Consider the following 15,190-nt stretch of genomic DNA (forward strand, 5'->3'; position numbering starts at 1 on the left):
GGCCGAGGCTGGAGTTTTCCGCCGCGCTTCGACGCCAGCCGACGCGTGGTGATGGTCGAGCACGAGGAAGACATCGAGGAAAGCCTGCACATCCTCTTTCGCACCCGCGTGGGCGAGCGGGTGATGCAGCACGCCTATGGCACGCGGCTGCACCAGATGGTGTTCGAAGAAGCGACCGAGCAGACCTTCACCGAGATCACCGACATGATCAAGAAGGCGGTGATGTTCTTCGAGCCGCGCATCGAGCTGGAGCAGCTGGACGTGCGGCGCTCGGGCGACGACCTGGCCCGGTTGGACCTGCTGCTGCGCTACCGCATCCGCACCACCAACACCCGCCACAACATGGTCTACCCGCTCTACCTGGACCAGGCGAGCCACCCGGTGCAGGCCGGCTGAACGCGCCCGAGAACCCGCATGCACCCCGGCTCGCAGCAAGACCAGCGGCTCGGCCCAGCGCTCGTCCCGGGCTATTTCCGGCCCGACGAGCTGAGCCTGGCGCAGCGCCTGCGCCAGGCCTTGCAGCTTGCGCGCCAGCTGCGCTTCGTCGATGCCCAGGGCGCCGATGCCGGCGACTGGGGGCAGATGCTCGAAGCCGACCTGAGCCTGCTGCTGGCCGAACTGGCGGCGCTGCCGCTGGGCCAATGGGAAGCGCAGGCCGAGCAGTTCGTCTGGCTGACGCCCTCGCGCGCCCTCGCGTCGTGCCTGGCGCTGGCGCGCCGGGTGGACCGTTGGCACGTGCTGCTCGAAGCCGACACCCCGGCCGAAGAGCAGCCCTTGCGCGACGTCTTGCGCCGCCCTCTGTCGCGTGCGCTGGACGAATCGCTGGGCCTGCAATTGCAGGCGGCGTTGATCGCGTCGGACGCGCCGGCCGAGGCCTGGCGGGGCTGGCACCCGATCTGGGGGCTCGGGTTCGACCAGCCGGCGGCACCCCCCGGCAGCCTGCGTGAAGACGAGCCCCCGGCAGATCAACTGCGCCGCCTGCGGCTGTTCTGGCTCGCGCTGTGCCGGCTGCTGCGCCTGATGCAGGCGCTCGCGGCGCAGCAACTGGGTGCCAGCCTGCGCACCGGCCTGCACGACCCCGGCACCGGGCTGCTGCTGGCCTGGACACAGCTGCAGCAGCACACCCGCGACACGCTCAACCTGTTCGACGCGCGGCTCACGCAACACTACTACGCCGAGCGCCTGGGCTTTCGCCCGCTGCCTGCGCAGCCCGACCGGGTGCACCTGGTACTGGAGCGCGACCCGCGCCACCTGAAGCCGGTGCAGTTGCCGCCGGGCTGGCGCTTCGTCGCCAACCTGGACAGCGGCAGCTGCAGCTTCGCCGCCGAGCACGCGCTCTATGTCAGCCCGCTGCGCGTCGGCCAACTGCTGAGCCTGCGGCACGAATACGACCTGCAGATCTCGCCCGAGCGCGAGTACGGCCTGGCCACCCGGGCGCTGGCCCGCCAGCTGGTGGTTCCGACCACCGAGCAGGCGGCCGACCCACGTGCGCCGTCGGCGCCGCTGCTGGGCGGCGGCGCGGGCAGCGTCACGGCCCGGCAAGGCCTGGCCATCGTGTCGCCGCTGCTCAACCTGCGCGAAGGCCTGCGCGAGATCGAGGTGGTGCTCGCGGTGACCGCGCCCGAGGGCCTGAACGTCGCGCTGCCTGTCTCCGATGCCGCCGACGCACTCGACACCTGGTACTTGCAGCTGACCGCGCAAGAGCAGGCCGAGGGCCTGGCAGAGCCCGAGCCCGTTGGTGCGGCACTGCCCGCCTCGCGCGCGGCGCTGATCCGCACGCTGCTGGCCGATTGCCCCGGCCTGCGCGAGACCCCCTGGCTCGCCTACCTGCTGCTGCGCTGCCTGGAAAGCACCGAGCCGTCGACGCTGGCGCCGCGGCTGGGCCGTCTGCTGGCTGTGTGGCTGTGCGCCACTGGCCCGGAGCTGGACCCGGCCGCCGTCGAGCGGCTGCGCCAGCACGCCCGCCAGGTGCTGCCCGAGACCAGCCACGTCGATGTCGACGACCCGCTCTCGCTGCTGTTCGGCACCGCGCCGCTGGAGCGCCGCCTGGTGTTCGACCGCGTGTTCCGCGGCGCGTGGCAGGTGCTGCTGTCGGTGGCAGACGGCTGGCTGGACCTGGGCGAAGCCTTCGCCAGCCATGCGGATCCCGGCCCGGACGCCACCGCCAACGGCTTGGCCAGCGGCATCGCGATCAACGTGACGCTGTCGGCCGATCTGCCTGCCGTCGTCGCCGCCCACGAGGCGGTGCACGGCCCCGGGTGGCCCGCGTTGCCGGTGCTGCAACTGCGGGTGCACAACCGCAGCCGCCTGTTCGTCAGCGGCCTGCTGCAGCAGCTGCGGCTCGAAGCCGCTGAACTGACGGTCAAGGTGCAGGGTGCGCGCTGCCTGCAGGTGCACAACCAGCTGGGCCGGCTCGACCCGAGCAAGCCCTTCATGCCGCTCGGCCCCTTGCCGGACAGCGGCTCCTACCTCGTCTTCAGCCATGCCGAGCTGGCGAGCAAGCCGCTCGAGCGGCTGCAGCTCAACCTGCACTGGAGCGGCCTACCCCCGCGCGGCCTGGCCGACCACTACGACGACTACCCCGGCCACCACTGGACCGAGGCGGATTTCGTCGCGCAGTTGGCGCTGCTGTCCGATGGCCGCTGGGAAGCAGCCAACGGCCCCGCGCTGCCGCTGTTCGGCCGCCGCGGCGAGGCCGTGCAGCACATCGACGTCAGCGGTGCCGAGCTGCTGCGCCTGCACCACCCGGTGTCGTTGCCGCCGGCGCCGGGCGGCGTCGCGCAGGCGCCGGAGTTCGGCCTGGGCAGCCGCCAGGGCTTCTTCCGCCTGCAGCTGGCCGGCCCGCCCGATGCCTTCGGCCACGCGCTCTACCCCCGCCTGATGGCCGAGACGCTGACCCACAACAGCCGGCTCAAGCCCGCCAAGGGCCGGCCGCTGCCACTGGCGCCCTACACGCCAATGCTGGAGTCGATGACGATCGACTACCTCTCGCGCCAGCGCCTGACGCCGCGGCCCGGTGCCGTGCAGGCCCGGCAGGGCGAGCTGCTGCACATCACGCCCTTCGGCCTGCAGCCGCTGCGGCGCCTGCCGCAGACCTGCCCGGTCTACGTGGTGCAGCGCTGGCACGGCGTGGGCCAGCTCTACATCGGCCTGGAGGGCCCGGCCGCCGAGGGCTCCTTGAGCCTGCTGGTTCGCCTGCGCAGCGAAGCCGCGCAAGAAGCACTGGGCCGCCCCACCCCGCGCCTGCAATGGCATGCGTGGTGCGGCGACGACTGGCGCGCGCTGGAACCGCATCGCCTGCTGCTCGACACCACCGAAGGCCTGCTGCGCTCGGGCCTGGTCGTGTTGGACCTGCCCGCCGGCCTGACCCGCGGCTGCACCACCTTGCCGGGCGACTGCTTCTGGCTGCGCCTGTCGGGCCAGGGCGAGCTGGACCTGCTCGCCGGCCTGATCGGCGTCTGGACCAACGGCCTGAGCGCGCGCCGGCTTGGCGGCTGCCCTGACGAAGCCTTGCCGCCCGGCCGCATCCGCGCCGCGCTGGAGGCCACGCCGGGCCTGGCCGCCGTGCGCCAGCCCTGGCCCTCGTTCGACCTGCAACCGCAAGAAACCACCCCCGCCTGGACCACCCGCGTGGCCGAGCGCCTGCGCCACCGCACCCGGGCGCTGAGCCCGTGGGACTGCGAGCGGCTGGTGCTGCAGGCCTTTCCCGAGGTCTTCAAGCTCAAGTGCATCCCGCGCAGCGACACCGGCCCCGACGAACCGGTGCTGGTCGTCGTGGTGCCGGCGCTGCCGGCCGGCTACGAGATCGACGGCACCGAGGCGCCGCGCCTGGACGCGTCGACGCTGCAACGCATCGCCCAGTACCTGGCCGACCGCATGCCGCCACACCAGCCGCTGCTGGTGCGCAACGCCAGCTACGAGCGCATCCAGGTCCGCTGCACGCTGCGGCTGGCGCGCGGCGAGCCGGCGGGCGAGCGCCTGCGCGAGCTCAACCAGAGCCTGCGCGACTACCTCTCGCCATGGCGCCCCGGCGGCATCACCACCCAGTTCGACTGGCAGCTGCGTGCCGACGACGTCGAGGCCTTCCTGCGGGCCCAGCCGGGGGTCGACGCGATCGGCCAGGCCTCGCTGCTGCACATCGTGATCAGCGACCAGGCGGTGTACCGTCTGTCGGACACCGCGCGCGGCGACCGCGTGGTGCGCCCGGCCCAGGCCTGGAGCCTGGCATTGCCCACGCGCGGCCACCTGCTCGAACTGGTCGACCCGCCGTCGCCGATGGCCCAGCCCAGCGGCCTGAGCAAGCTGACCGTCGGCAGCAGCTTCATCGTCGGGCGGGAGGCGGCATGAGCATCACTCGCTCACCCATTGATTGCGGGGCGCGCCCATGACCTGGCGCAACCGCGAAACGCTGAAGAACTATTTCGGCGACGGCCAGTTGCCGACGCAGGCGCATTTCGGCGACCTCATCGACTCGATGCTCAACATGGTCGACGAGGGCTTTCGCAAGACGGTGGCCAACGGCCACGAGCTGTACGCCCCGGTCGGCCACCACAACCTGCTGAGCTTCTACCGCGACCAGGCCCCGCACCAGGCGCTGTGGCGGGTCAGCCTGGGCCCGCAGCAAGACCAGCTGCTGTTCCAGCCCCAGGCCAGCACCCAGCCGCTGCTGAGCCTGGACAAGCAGCAGCGCGTCGGCATCGGCACCGCCACGCCGCAGACCATGCTCGACGTGCGCGGCACCGTCAGCAGCCAAGGCCGGCGCGGCCTGCTGCCACCACCCAAGCCGCTCCTGGCCAATGGCGATTGGCAAGACCTGACCGGCGACCTCGAAGGCTGCCAGGCGTTCGAGGTCGTCGCCGGTGCGGGCCAGCCGGGCACCGGCCACTTCGGCCTGGTGCACGCCACCGCCTTGTCGGCCTACAACCCGGGCGGCGGCCTGTGGGCTTGGTGGCGCGCACGGCGCGGTATCCGCCAGACGCAGGGCTGGTGGGGTCGACGCTGCGACAAGTTGCAGCTGCGCTGGCACGGCACCCATGGCCGCAAGGCCATCTACCGGCTGCAGATCCGCACCGGCTGCAACTTCGGCGACGAGGTGCGCATCCAGGCCCATGTCTGCCAGCTCTGGTTCGACCCGCACATGGCGCTGGGCCAACCACCGAACCCGGCGGACGCCCAGCCGCCGAAGGCATCGTCATGAAAACGATCGCCAGCATCGCCCGCCACCGTGCGCAAGACCCGGATCCACTGGGCTTCGACGCGCTGCGGCTGCAGGCCGTCACCGCCGCGCAGCAGGCCAGCGGTGAGCTGTGGACCGACTTCAACCTGCACGACCCCGGCGTCAGCCTGCTCGAGGCGCTGTGCTTTGCGCTGACCGAGGACCTGTTCGCCGCCCGCCAGCCGGTGGCCCAGTTGCTCGGCCTGGATCCGCAGGCCAGCCCCGCCGCCTGGGCCCGTTTCGGGCTGCACACGCCGCAGGCGCTGCTGCCCTGCCACCCGCTCGCCAACGACGACTGGCAAATCTGGCTGCTGCAGCAACTGCCGCATGCCCGCCAGCTGCACATGCAGGCCTTGCGCGATGCGCGCGGCCGCGCCACCGGCCTGTGGCACATGACGCTGCAGGGCCGGTCCGACGCCATCGACGACCGGCAGGCGATGCGCAGCGCCGCGCTGCAGGCCTACTGGCCGCAGCGCAACCTCGGCGAAGACCTGGACGGCCCGCCGCAGGTGCTGAGGCCGCGCTGGGTCGAGCTGGAGATATCGCTGCTGCTCGAGGGCCACCGCGACGTCTGCGAGCTGCTGGCCGAGCTGCTGCAGCGCTGCGACGACTGCATCTCGGCGCGCCTGCCCGAAGGCCTGCCCCCGCGCACCGGCGCGAGCCCCGAGGTCGAAGGGCCGCTGGGCCGCGCCCTCACCCCGGCCGAAGCGCTGTGGCTGGCGCAGGATCCCGACTTCCTGTTCGTCAGTGACCTGGCCCGTTACCTGCAGGACATGCCGGGCCTGGCCGCGATCGACACCCTGCGCCTGCACCTGGCGCCCGACGAGCCCGCCGACCCGCTGGACGACGTGCCGACGCCACCGGGCTCGGTGCGTCGCCGCGGGCGCGACTGGGCGCTGCGCCTGCGCTGGCCCGACGATGAAGAGCAGCTGCGTCGCTGGCGGCTGGCGCGCGAAGGCGGGCCGGTGCAGGTGCCCACGCAGGCGCTGCTGCAAACCCTGTCGGACCGCCGCCGCCTGCCGTTGCGGCTGCCCTCTTCGTCCACCGCCCCGCAGCCTGCCGCGGCACCCGCCGAGCCGCTGCCCGCGCTGCCTGTGCTGCGCCGCGACCATCTTGCCGCCAGCGCCGCGCTGCCGCCGCTGTACCGGCAAGCCCTGCTCGACCAGGCCCGCCATCAACCCGGGCTCGGCGCCCAGTGGCACGGCTACCTCGGCCTGTTGGAGCAGGGGCTGAACCAGGTGCAGGTGCAGCGCGAGCTGTTGCCGCACCTGTATGCGCTGGACCAGGAAGGCACGCGCAGTTGCTGGACCAGCCTGCCCGGCAACCGCCAGCTGCCTGGCATCGAGGCGCTGTACCACCAGCCGCGCGAGCAGCTCGAAGAGGCCCCCTGGATCGACGAAGACCAGCTGTCGCGTCGCCACCGCGCGCTCGACTACCAACTGGCCCTGCACGGCGAGTCGCTCGACCATGCCGGCCTGCAATCACTGCCCTGCTACTACACGCCCCAAGCCTGGCCGGTGCACCTGCTGCGCTTGAAGCGCCAATTCGCCCGCCGGCTGATGCGCCTGGGCCGCCAACGCGGCACCGGAGCCGATGTCAGCCAGCCGCTGCTGGGCCAGGCGGACAACACACCGCCGCTGCAAGAGCGCCTGGGCCTCATGCTGGGCCTGGCGCAAACCCACAGCCGTTGGCTGAGCGGCAGCTGGCAAGCCCAGAACCTGCCCGCGCCCACCGAGTGGCCCGCTCCCCAAGGCGACGCCGAAAGCGCGCGCTTCGTGCTGCGCGCCCCGGCCGACGCGCAGCCGATGCTCAACCCCGCGGCCCGGCGCCGCAGCACCGACTGGGCCCGGCTGCGCCGCGACATGCCGGTGCTGCGCGATGCACTGCCCGCGCCCTTGCTGCGCGCCGCGGTGCGACCCGACCTGTTCCAGTGGTCGACAGCAGCCGGCGGGCAGCTGTGGCTGGGCCCCGACGAACAAGGCCGCCACTGGCTGCTGGCCCACGGCGCCAACGCAGCCCAGGCGCAAGATCACGCGCGGGCGTTGCACGAAGCCGCCTGCCAGCTGCAAGCCGCCGGCGAAGGGCTGCACCTGGTCGAGCACCTGCTGCTGCGCCCGTTGGCGGCTTCGGCCTCTAACACCGAAGGTGCCAGCACCGCGCAGGTCAGCCTGGTGTTCAGCGGCTGGACCGCCCGCGGCGCCGACCCGCGTTTTCGCAGCTTGGCCGCGCAGACATTGGCCCGCGAAGCCCCGGCGCATCTGCGCTGCCGCCTGCTGTGGCTGGACGCCGGCCAGATGCAGGCCTTCGAAGTCGCCTGGCACGCCTGGCTCGCAGCCCGCCAGGCCCACTGCGCCGCCCTGTTGGCAGGCCAGGGCCCTGACAGCGAGCGCGCCGCGCTGACGAGCCTGGATCAGCGATCGGCCCGCCTGCGGGCACTGCTGCAAGAGGTGCAGCCATGACCCACCTCGTCGAGACCCTGCGCTGGGAACTGCAGTACCGCTCGCCCCGCGCCGCGCTGCGTGGCAACCCGATGCAAGAGCGCCTGGCGCGCTTCCTGAAGACCGACGGGCTGCGTCACATCGCAGCGCGCTTCGACCGGCACGACCACGCCGGCCAGGTCTGGCAGATCGACCGGCTGGAGCTGGACTTGGGGCCCCTGTCGCGCCACCAGGACGAGCACCAGTGGGCCACGCGGCTCGACGAGGCGCTGGACCTGGCGCTGCTGCGCGCCGGCCAGCGCACGCCCGCACCCCGCCTGCCCTCGGCGCGGGGGCATGCGATCGACCAATTCGTGTTCTACCTGCTCAACGGCCACCTGCCTTGGGGCCTGTCACTGCCCGGCCGGCACGCGGTGGCCAACTGGCTGGCGCAGCTGGCCCAGGCGCACGGCCCGCGGCTGTGGACCGCGCTGCAAGGCCACCCGGAACGCGAGCGCATGCTGGCGCGCCTGGCGCGCATCAGCCCGCACCATGGCCTGCAGGCGCTGCTGGCCCAACGCGACGCGCCGCTCGCGCAAGCCCTGCGAAGCCTGGATAGCGACTGCCTGGCCCCGCTGCAGGCCCGCGGCCGGCTCAGCGCCTACCAGCGCGAGCAGTTGCAGCAGGCGCTGCACACCGCCGGCCTGCGCGCGCTGTGGGGCGCCCGCGGCAGCGCGTTGGGCACCGGCCGGCGGCTGCAACTGCTGCAGGCCCTGCGCCAGGCCCTGGCCCAGCACATCGGCCCCGGCTGGGCCACGCTGCTGGCCAGCGCAACGGCACCGCCCACCCCCTCGACGCCGGCCGGCGCGCTGCTGCGCGAGCTGACCGCCGGCCCCTCGCTGCAGACGCAGGCCACCCTGGGCATCGAGACGCTGGATGCCGACCAGCCCACCCGCACCTGGGAGGCCGGGCTGCAGCAGCTGCGCGAAGCGCTGTCGCGCCCGCGCCGGCACAACGCCAGCCACAGCGCCCGCGTCGCCACGCTGCTCAGCCGCCTGGCCGCCGTGCACCCCTCGGCGCTGCGCAGCCGCCTGCTGCAGTGGGCCGACGAACGCCGGCAGCGCCGGCAGTGGTCGCAGTGCCTGGCGCCCGACAACCTGGGCACGCTGCTGGCGGCGATGGGGCCCATCGGCTTGTCCGGCGCCGGCAGCGCAGGCCCCGGCACGGCCCAATGGAGCGATTCGCTGCGCCAGACGGCGCTGCGCCTGCAGCGCGAAGCCCCCGCCGATCGGCGCCCCGGCCTGGGCCGGCTGCAAGCCCTGCTGATGGAGGCCTGCCTGCAGCGCCTGGCCGAAGGCCAACGCCTGCCCGACAGCCACAGCGCCTGGCAGGCCTTGTGGCAGCGGGCCTGGGCCCAGTGGCTGGGCGCCGACGAAGAGGTGACGCAGGCCAGGCCCGCGCGCCTGGGCCCGCAGCGCCGGCACGATGACCCGCCCGTCCCCGCGCACGGCGAGCGCCAGCACGCGCGGCCGCCCGAACCCCACCGTCGCCCAGACCACGAGCACGACGGCCCAGCCCCTGCTCGCCAGGCCACGCCTGCAACCGGCCTGGACCAGGCCCTGCGCGGCCTCGAGCGCCAGTGCCGCGAAGGCCGTTGGGCCTGGCCCCAGCGCCTGCGCCTGGCCCGGCTGCTCGAGAGCGACAGCGCCTGCGAACGCTGGCTGAAGCTGTTCGACGAATCGCGCCGCTGGCAGATGCTGCGGGCCCAGTTCGGCCCTGCCGCCCAGGCCCTGCAGCAACGCGCCGGCCGGCTGCAGCGGTGGCTGGGTGGCGTCCTGCGCGAGCCGGTGGCGGTGGTGCAGGAGCACTGGCGGCGCCTGTGCCACTACCTCTTCGTGCGCGGCCTGTCACCTGACCAGGCCTCGCTGCGCAGTCACTACCAGGCGCAGGCGCCGGCCGCATCGGCCAAGCCCGCGGCGCCCACTGCCCCGGCGCACGAGCCGATCTGGGTCGGTGATGCCGGCCAGGTGCTGCTGGCCGCCTATGCCGAACGCCTGTTCAAGCAGCAGGGGCTGCTGCAGCAAGGCCAGTTCATCGACACCACGGCCCAGGCCCGCGCGGTGCAATGCCTGCAGACGCTGTGCCACGGCCCCGGCCCGGTGGACGAAGCGCAGACCGTGCTGTCGCGCCTGCTGTGCGGCGTGCCGCCGGCCGAGCTGCTGCCCGAGGTGCCGCCGCTGCCGCCCGACACCGTGAGCCTGCTGGAGCAACTGCTGCAGGCCGTGATCGCGCACTGGAAGGCGCTGGGCCACACCTCGGTGGCCGGCTTGCGTGAAACCTTCCTGCAGCGCGAAGGCCGCTTGCAGCGCGACAAGACACCGGCCGGCGAGCCGATGCGCTGGCACTTGCGCGCGCAGACGCGCGGCTTCGACGTGCTGCTGGACCGCCTGCCCTGGAGCTTCCAGACGATTCGCCTGCCCTGGATGCAAGGAGTGCTTCATGTGGAATGGCGCTGACAGCCCGCACACGCACGCCCTGGACCTGGAGCTGGACTGGCTGGCGAAGGTTCTGAACGTGCGCCTGGAGCAGCACTTCCAGCAACTGCCGACCGGCCTGGAGGCCGCCCCGCCGCCGCCGGAACTGCCGGCCGACAGCGAACTCGCGCGCTGGGTCGGCGAGATGACCCTCGGCGTGCCCGAGCGGCTGCTGCTCGCGTTGGCGCTGGTGCCTCATCTGCGCCCCTCGGCGCTGGACCTGCTGTTCATGCGCAACCAGAACCTGGACCGCGGCTTCACCGAATTCGGCGGCATCAAGTCGCAGGCCCATGGCGGCTTCCTGCCCACCGGCGAGACAGCCGCCTTCCTGATTGCGGGCGAGAGCCTGGCGTGGCGCATCGGCCTGCTCGACTGCTTCGATCCCCAACATCCGTTGGCCCTGCGCGGGCTGCGGCTCGAGATGCCGCCTGCCAACGAGCCCCGGCTGGCCGGCGCGCTGCTGCTGAGCAACGAGGCCCTGCAGCGGCTGAGCACCGGCCATGCCGACAAGCCCGACTACAGCGCCCAGTTCCCGGCCAAGCTGATCCGCACCGAGCTGGGTTGGAACGACCTGGTGCTCGCGCCCGAGGTGGTGGACGAAGTGCTGCAGATCTGCGCGTGGGCGGAGCTCGGCCCGCAGCTGATGCACGACTGGGGCCTGTCGCGCAGCCTGAAGCCGGGCTACCGCGCGCTCTTCCACGGCCCGCCGGGCACCGGCAAGACGCTGACTGCCACCTTGATCGGCCAGGCCGCGAAGGCCGATGTCTACCGCATCGACCTGTCGATGGTGGTATCCAAGTACATCGGCGAGACCGAGAAGAACCTGGCCCGCGTGTTCGACCAGGCCGAGACACGGCGCTGGATCCTGTTCTTCGACGAGGCCGATGCGCTGTTCGGCAAACGCGGCGCGGCCACCACCGCCAACGATCACCACGCGAACCAGGAGATCGCCTACCTGCTGCAACGGGTCGAAGACTTCCCCGGCGTGGTCATCCTGGCCAGCAACCTGCGCAGCAACCTCGACGACGCGTTCTCGCGCCGCTTCCAGTCGATGGTCTATTTCCCGATGCCGGACGCGGAGCAGCGCACGCGCCTGTGGCGCAGCATGCTGCCGGCCGAGCACATGGCCGCCGAGGTCGAGATCGCCACGCTGGCCCAGCGCTACGAGGTCTCGGGCGGCGCCATTGCCAACGTCATCCGCCATGCCGCACTGACGGTGCTGCGCGACGGCCGCACGCTGGTCGGCCTGGCCGAGCTGCGCGCCGGGCTGGCGAAAGAGCTGCGCAAGGAAGGACGGACGTTGTGACACCCCACCTGCGCGTGGACGCCGAGACCGGCCGCGTGCCCCGGCGCTGGGCATGGGCGCTGGCGGTGGCTGGCGTGGCCATGGGCCTGGGCATCTTGCTGGGCGCCGGTGAAGGCCGGGCGGCAGCCGCCTCGGCGCCTGCGCCGGCTGCGTCCGCGTCGGCTTCCATGCCATCGTCACCTCCGGCAGCCGCATCGGCCGCAGCCTCCGCACCGGCCACCCCCACCGCGGCAGCCTCGGCCACCGGTGCCACGGCGGCAGCGCCCGCTTCCGCCGCCGCCGGCGGGACCGCCGTGCAAACCTCGCCGGTCAAGCCCGCGGCGAGTTCGCCCAGCGTGTGGCTGCCGTCGGGCGTCCTATGCATCCCTGACATCAACGACCCCGAACGCTGTGGGCCGCTGACCTTGGAGCGCGACCCCGTGACGCTACCTAACGCCGTTATCGGACGGACCTATGTGCGCGCCATCCGCGCCGAAGGAGGCCTGCCGCCCTACCGCTTCGACCTGCTTCAGGGCAACCTGCCCGGCGGCCTCGCGCTGACCGTCCAAGGCCAGCTCCAGGGCACGCCCGAGCAGGCCGGCGGCAGCCGCTTCCGCGTGCGGGTGATCGACGCTGCCGGCGACGTGGCCAGCCAGACCTACAGCCTGCGCGTCACCGACCCCGCCAAGTCAGCCGCCAAGCCAGCCGCCAGGCCCGCATCCGCGGCCGCTGCGCCATCGGCCCCGCAACTCACCCAGCTCGACCTGAGCCGGGCCGGGCCGCCGGCCCATGCGGCAGCGACCGCCCGCGTCTACCAGTTGGAGCCAGCCCAGCTCGACGCCCTGAAGACCGCGATCAGGTCAGCCGACCCGCCCCTCGAGACGCTGCCGTTGGAGCCCGGCGACGCCCCGGAGGCGTCGCCCGAGCCCGCTGCAGCAGCGTCTGCCCCGACCCCGACCCCCCCACCGCCGGCCACCCTCGTCTGGAGCGATGCCCAGCAGACCCAACTCGAAGCCTTGCTGCAGCCGGTGTTCGCCGTCGAGTACCCCACGCAATCGCTGTTCGAAGCCGCTGTCGACGCGCAGGTCTGCGCCCAGGCCTGGCAGCTCATCGTGCACGAGGCACAGCGCCTGAAGCAGCAGCCACCGAGCCAGGCCGAATTCGCGGCCCTGTGCCCGAGCCCGGCGGAGCCCGCGCCGGCCAAGAGCACGGCGAAGACGTCCGCCGCGCCGCCGACGTCGGCCGCGTCCAGCGCCGCGCCCATGGCCCAGCCCGTGTCCTGGCGTCTCCTGCCGGCCTGGCTGATGCCGCCCGGCCTGCGCCCCTGGCTGGTCGAGGCGGCCGCGCGCGACCGGGCCCTGCTGCCGACGCAGCCGCTGCCGTGGACGCCGATACCGTCGTGCAATTGCGCCGCGCCGCGCCTGCAGCAACCGCTGTACGCCGTCTATCCCGCCTGGCTGGCCGGCGGGCGACAGCCGCAGACGATCGACTTCAGCCTGGTCAACCGCATCAGCTACTTCGCGCTGCCGTTGCGCGATGACCAGGCACTCGACCAGGTATCGAACTGGGACGAGGCCCAGACCGCCTTCATCCGCGAGGCGCTGGCCCACGAGACCCGCGTCGACTTCGGCATCTACGGCGCCGACTGGCGCTTCCTCGCCACCGAACCCGCCGCCGCGCGCAACGCCCTGATCCAGCAGCTCACCACCCAGGTGCCGCGCCGCGCCCACGAACTGCTGGACACGCCATTGCCCGGCCTGGCCTCGAGGGCCAAAGCCTGGCTGCCTGGCTTCGGTCAGGTCCAGCGCATGGGCAACGGCCTCACCGTGTTCTTCGATCAACTGCCCGACGCGAAGAACGAGGCCGCGTTGGCAGCCCGCTTCGCCGACTTCTATCCCAGCTTCGTCAAGGGCCTCGCGCAAGCGATGGGCGAGAACCCCGAACGCCACTACGCCATCAACCTGGTGATGACCGACCAGCAGATCGCCGACAAGAACGGCCCCTTCGACGTAGGCCGGCTGTTCGACCTGCTCAAGGCCGTCGAGAAGCCGGACATGGCCGAGGGCCGCATCGTCGAAACCAACAGCGACTACAAGCGCAACAGCAATGTCGAGTTGCGCTTCCTGGTGCTGCTGGCCGAGCCCACGACGCAGAGCAAGAAGAAGCTGCGCGCCACCATCGAGGCCAGCCCCGGGCTGTACGGCGGCGACCGCCGCATCTTCCTGCGCAGCGTCGTGCCGCTGCTGATGCTGCCGCAGGCGTCGGCCGAACAGTACCGAGACGACCTGGTCTACGTGCAGGACAACTTCGGCGGCGTCGGCTTCTGGCCCACGCCGCTGATCGGCCAGCAGTTCGACGCCGAGCAGCAAAAGGCGCTGCGCAACACCTTCGGCCCCGAGCCAGGCACCGGCTTCAGCGACGCACTGTGCGGTGTCGTCTGCCCGAACCGCTGGTGGTTCCGACTGGCGTTCGAACTGTTGCTGCTGCTCGGCGTGGTGTGCTGGCTGCTGCTGCAATGGAACTGCGACTGGCGCACCCGCTACGGCCGCTACGCGCTGCTCGGTGGCATCCCGCCGTTGCTGGTCGGCGCCGCGCTGCTGCAATGTGACCCTGCCCTCGATGCGCTGCGCAAAGGCAACGCCCAACTCGTCGCCCTGATCGCGATCCCATTGGTCGCGGCGCTGTGGGCGCTGGTCAAGCGCAAAGAGGACAAGCCATGACCCATTGCCGTGTCGGCTTGGACGGCATCGCCGTCGATCCGAATGCCATGCTGAACCAACGCCATCACGATGCGGACGAACGCGTCGCGCACAGGTCTGCGGCCGACAACGCCAGCGCAGCCGTCGCGTCGGGCGCCAGGCAGGAGGCCCAGGCGCAACACATGGCCGCGCTGCAGTCACCGGCAACCACTGCCGCTGACCCGATCCAGTTGAAGCTCGCGCGAGCGCCATCGCCAAACGCCGACCAGCGCGAAGTCGCGCAACTGAGCAGCGCCAAGGTCGTGATGCCTGGCCTGGGCGGTGGCGGAGGACAAGAAGACGACGAGGACCCGCCGCACATGCGCGACCGGTCGAAAGACAAGCACGAGAAGGAAGAAGACGACGAGAAAGCCGCTGAAAAGGAGGAAGCCGTCGATGAGTATGAAGCGGAACAGGACATCACCACCGGCGGCCTGACCACCTCCGCGACCCACATCAAGGGAAACAAGAAGGGAAAGACGAAGGCGCGAAGAGGCAGGCCAGGGAAGTGGCGAACGCAGAGTTCGGCGGCGGTGATCAAGCGTGCGCAATCGGCCATCGAGGGCGGTACGGCCAAGCACATTGCGACAGCCGACAACGACGAGGTCTACGAAGTGCCGCGGCAGGATCTCAGATCCGCCAAGGCACCCCGACGCTTTCACGTCCACCGCGGGGGCGGGGATGGTTCGGCGCGAGGCATGTTCGAGGTGGGCAACCGCGAGCGCGACGCTGACAGCCAGGGTGAATTCAGCGAGAGCGAGGTCGAGAGCACTGGCGCCAGGTCCAGACGGTCACGGTCACGGTCACGGTCACGGTCACGGTCACGTTCGCGCTCTCGCTCGCCGCAAAGCTCGCGTCGGTCCCGCCGCTCCCGCAGCCGCTCGCGGACCCCTCCGCGCTCGCGCCGGCACCATCGGTCTCGCAGCCGCTCTCGTTCGTCCCCTCGTTCGCGTCGGCACCATCGTTCCCGCAAGCGGTCTCGTTCTCGCTCCTGAGGCTTT

8 protein-coding genes are annotated in these 15,190 nt (G+C 72.1%); all 8 read left to right on the forward strand.

All coding sequences use genetic code 11. The features are described 5' to 3' along the window. The coding region (locus VFY73_RS05135; RefSeq protein WP_329716843.1) for a GPW/gp25 family protein at nucleotides 1–396 on the forward strand (396 nt) is incomplete at its 5' end. A gap of 18 nt (nucleotides 397–414) precedes the next feature. Next, the gene (locus VFY73_RS05140) at nucleotides 415–4,347 is read left to right on the forward strand and encodes a hypothetical protein (protein WP_329716844.1); all 3,933 of its coding nucleotides are present in this window, start codon (nucleotides 415–417) and stop codon (nucleotides 4,345–4,347) included. A 37-nt stretch (nucleotides 4,348–4,384) separates the two neighbouring features. Beyond that, a complete protein-coding gene (locus VFY73_RS05145) occupies nucleotides 4,385–5,197 on the forward strand; it encodes a hypothetical protein (RefSeq protein WP_329716845.1) in 813 nt (270 codons plus the stop codon). Continuing rightward, nucleotides 5,194–7,674, forward strand: coding sequence for a hypothetical protein (locus VFY73_RS05150; RefSeq protein ID WP_329716846.1), 2,481 nt, complete (start codon nucleotides 5,194–5,196; stop codon nucleotides 7,672–7,674). The genes VFY73_RS05145 and VFY73_RS05150 overlap by 4 nt, the downstream gene beginning before the upstream one ends. Then, the gene (locus VFY73_RS05155; protein ID WP_329716847.1) at nucleotides 7,671–10,148 is read left to right on the forward strand and encodes a contractile injection system tape measure protein; all 2,478 of its coding nucleotides are present in this window, start codon (nucleotides 7,671–7,673) and stop codon (nucleotides 10,146–10,148) included. The genes VFY73_RS05150 and VFY73_RS05155 overlap by 4 nt, the downstream gene beginning before the upstream one ends. Continuing rightward, nucleotides 10,132–11,472 (forward strand): ATP-binding protein, encoded by a 1,341-nt coding sequence (locus tag VFY73_RS05160; RefSeq protein ID WP_329716848.1) that lies wholly within the window; start codon nucleotides 10,132–10,134, stop codon nucleotides 11,470–11,472. The genes VFY73_RS05155 and VFY73_RS05160 overlap by 17 nt, the downstream gene beginning before the upstream one ends. Further along, nucleotides 11,469–14,171, forward strand: a complete 2,703-nt coding sequence (locus tag VFY73_RS05165; protein ID WP_329716849.1) for a putative Ig domain-containing protein — start codon at nucleotides 11,469–11,471, stop codon at nucleotides 14,169–14,171. The genes VFY73_RS05160 and VFY73_RS05165 overlap by 4 nt, the downstream gene beginning before the upstream one ends. Further along, nucleotides 14,168–15,184, forward strand: a complete 1,017-nt coding sequence (locus VFY73_RS05170) for a hypothetical protein (RefSeq protein ID WP_329716850.1) — start codon at nucleotides 14,168–14,170, stop codon at nucleotides 15,182–15,184. The genes VFY73_RS05165 and VFY73_RS05170 overlap by 4 nt, the downstream gene beginning before the upstream one ends. The last annotated feature ends 6 nt before the right edge of the window (nucleotides 15,185–15,190 follow it).

It is taken from the genome of Ideonella sp. (genome assembly GCF_036277275.1).
Lineage (GTDB): Bacteria > Pseudomonadota > Gammaproteobacteria > Burkholderiales > Burkholderiaceae_C > Ideonella.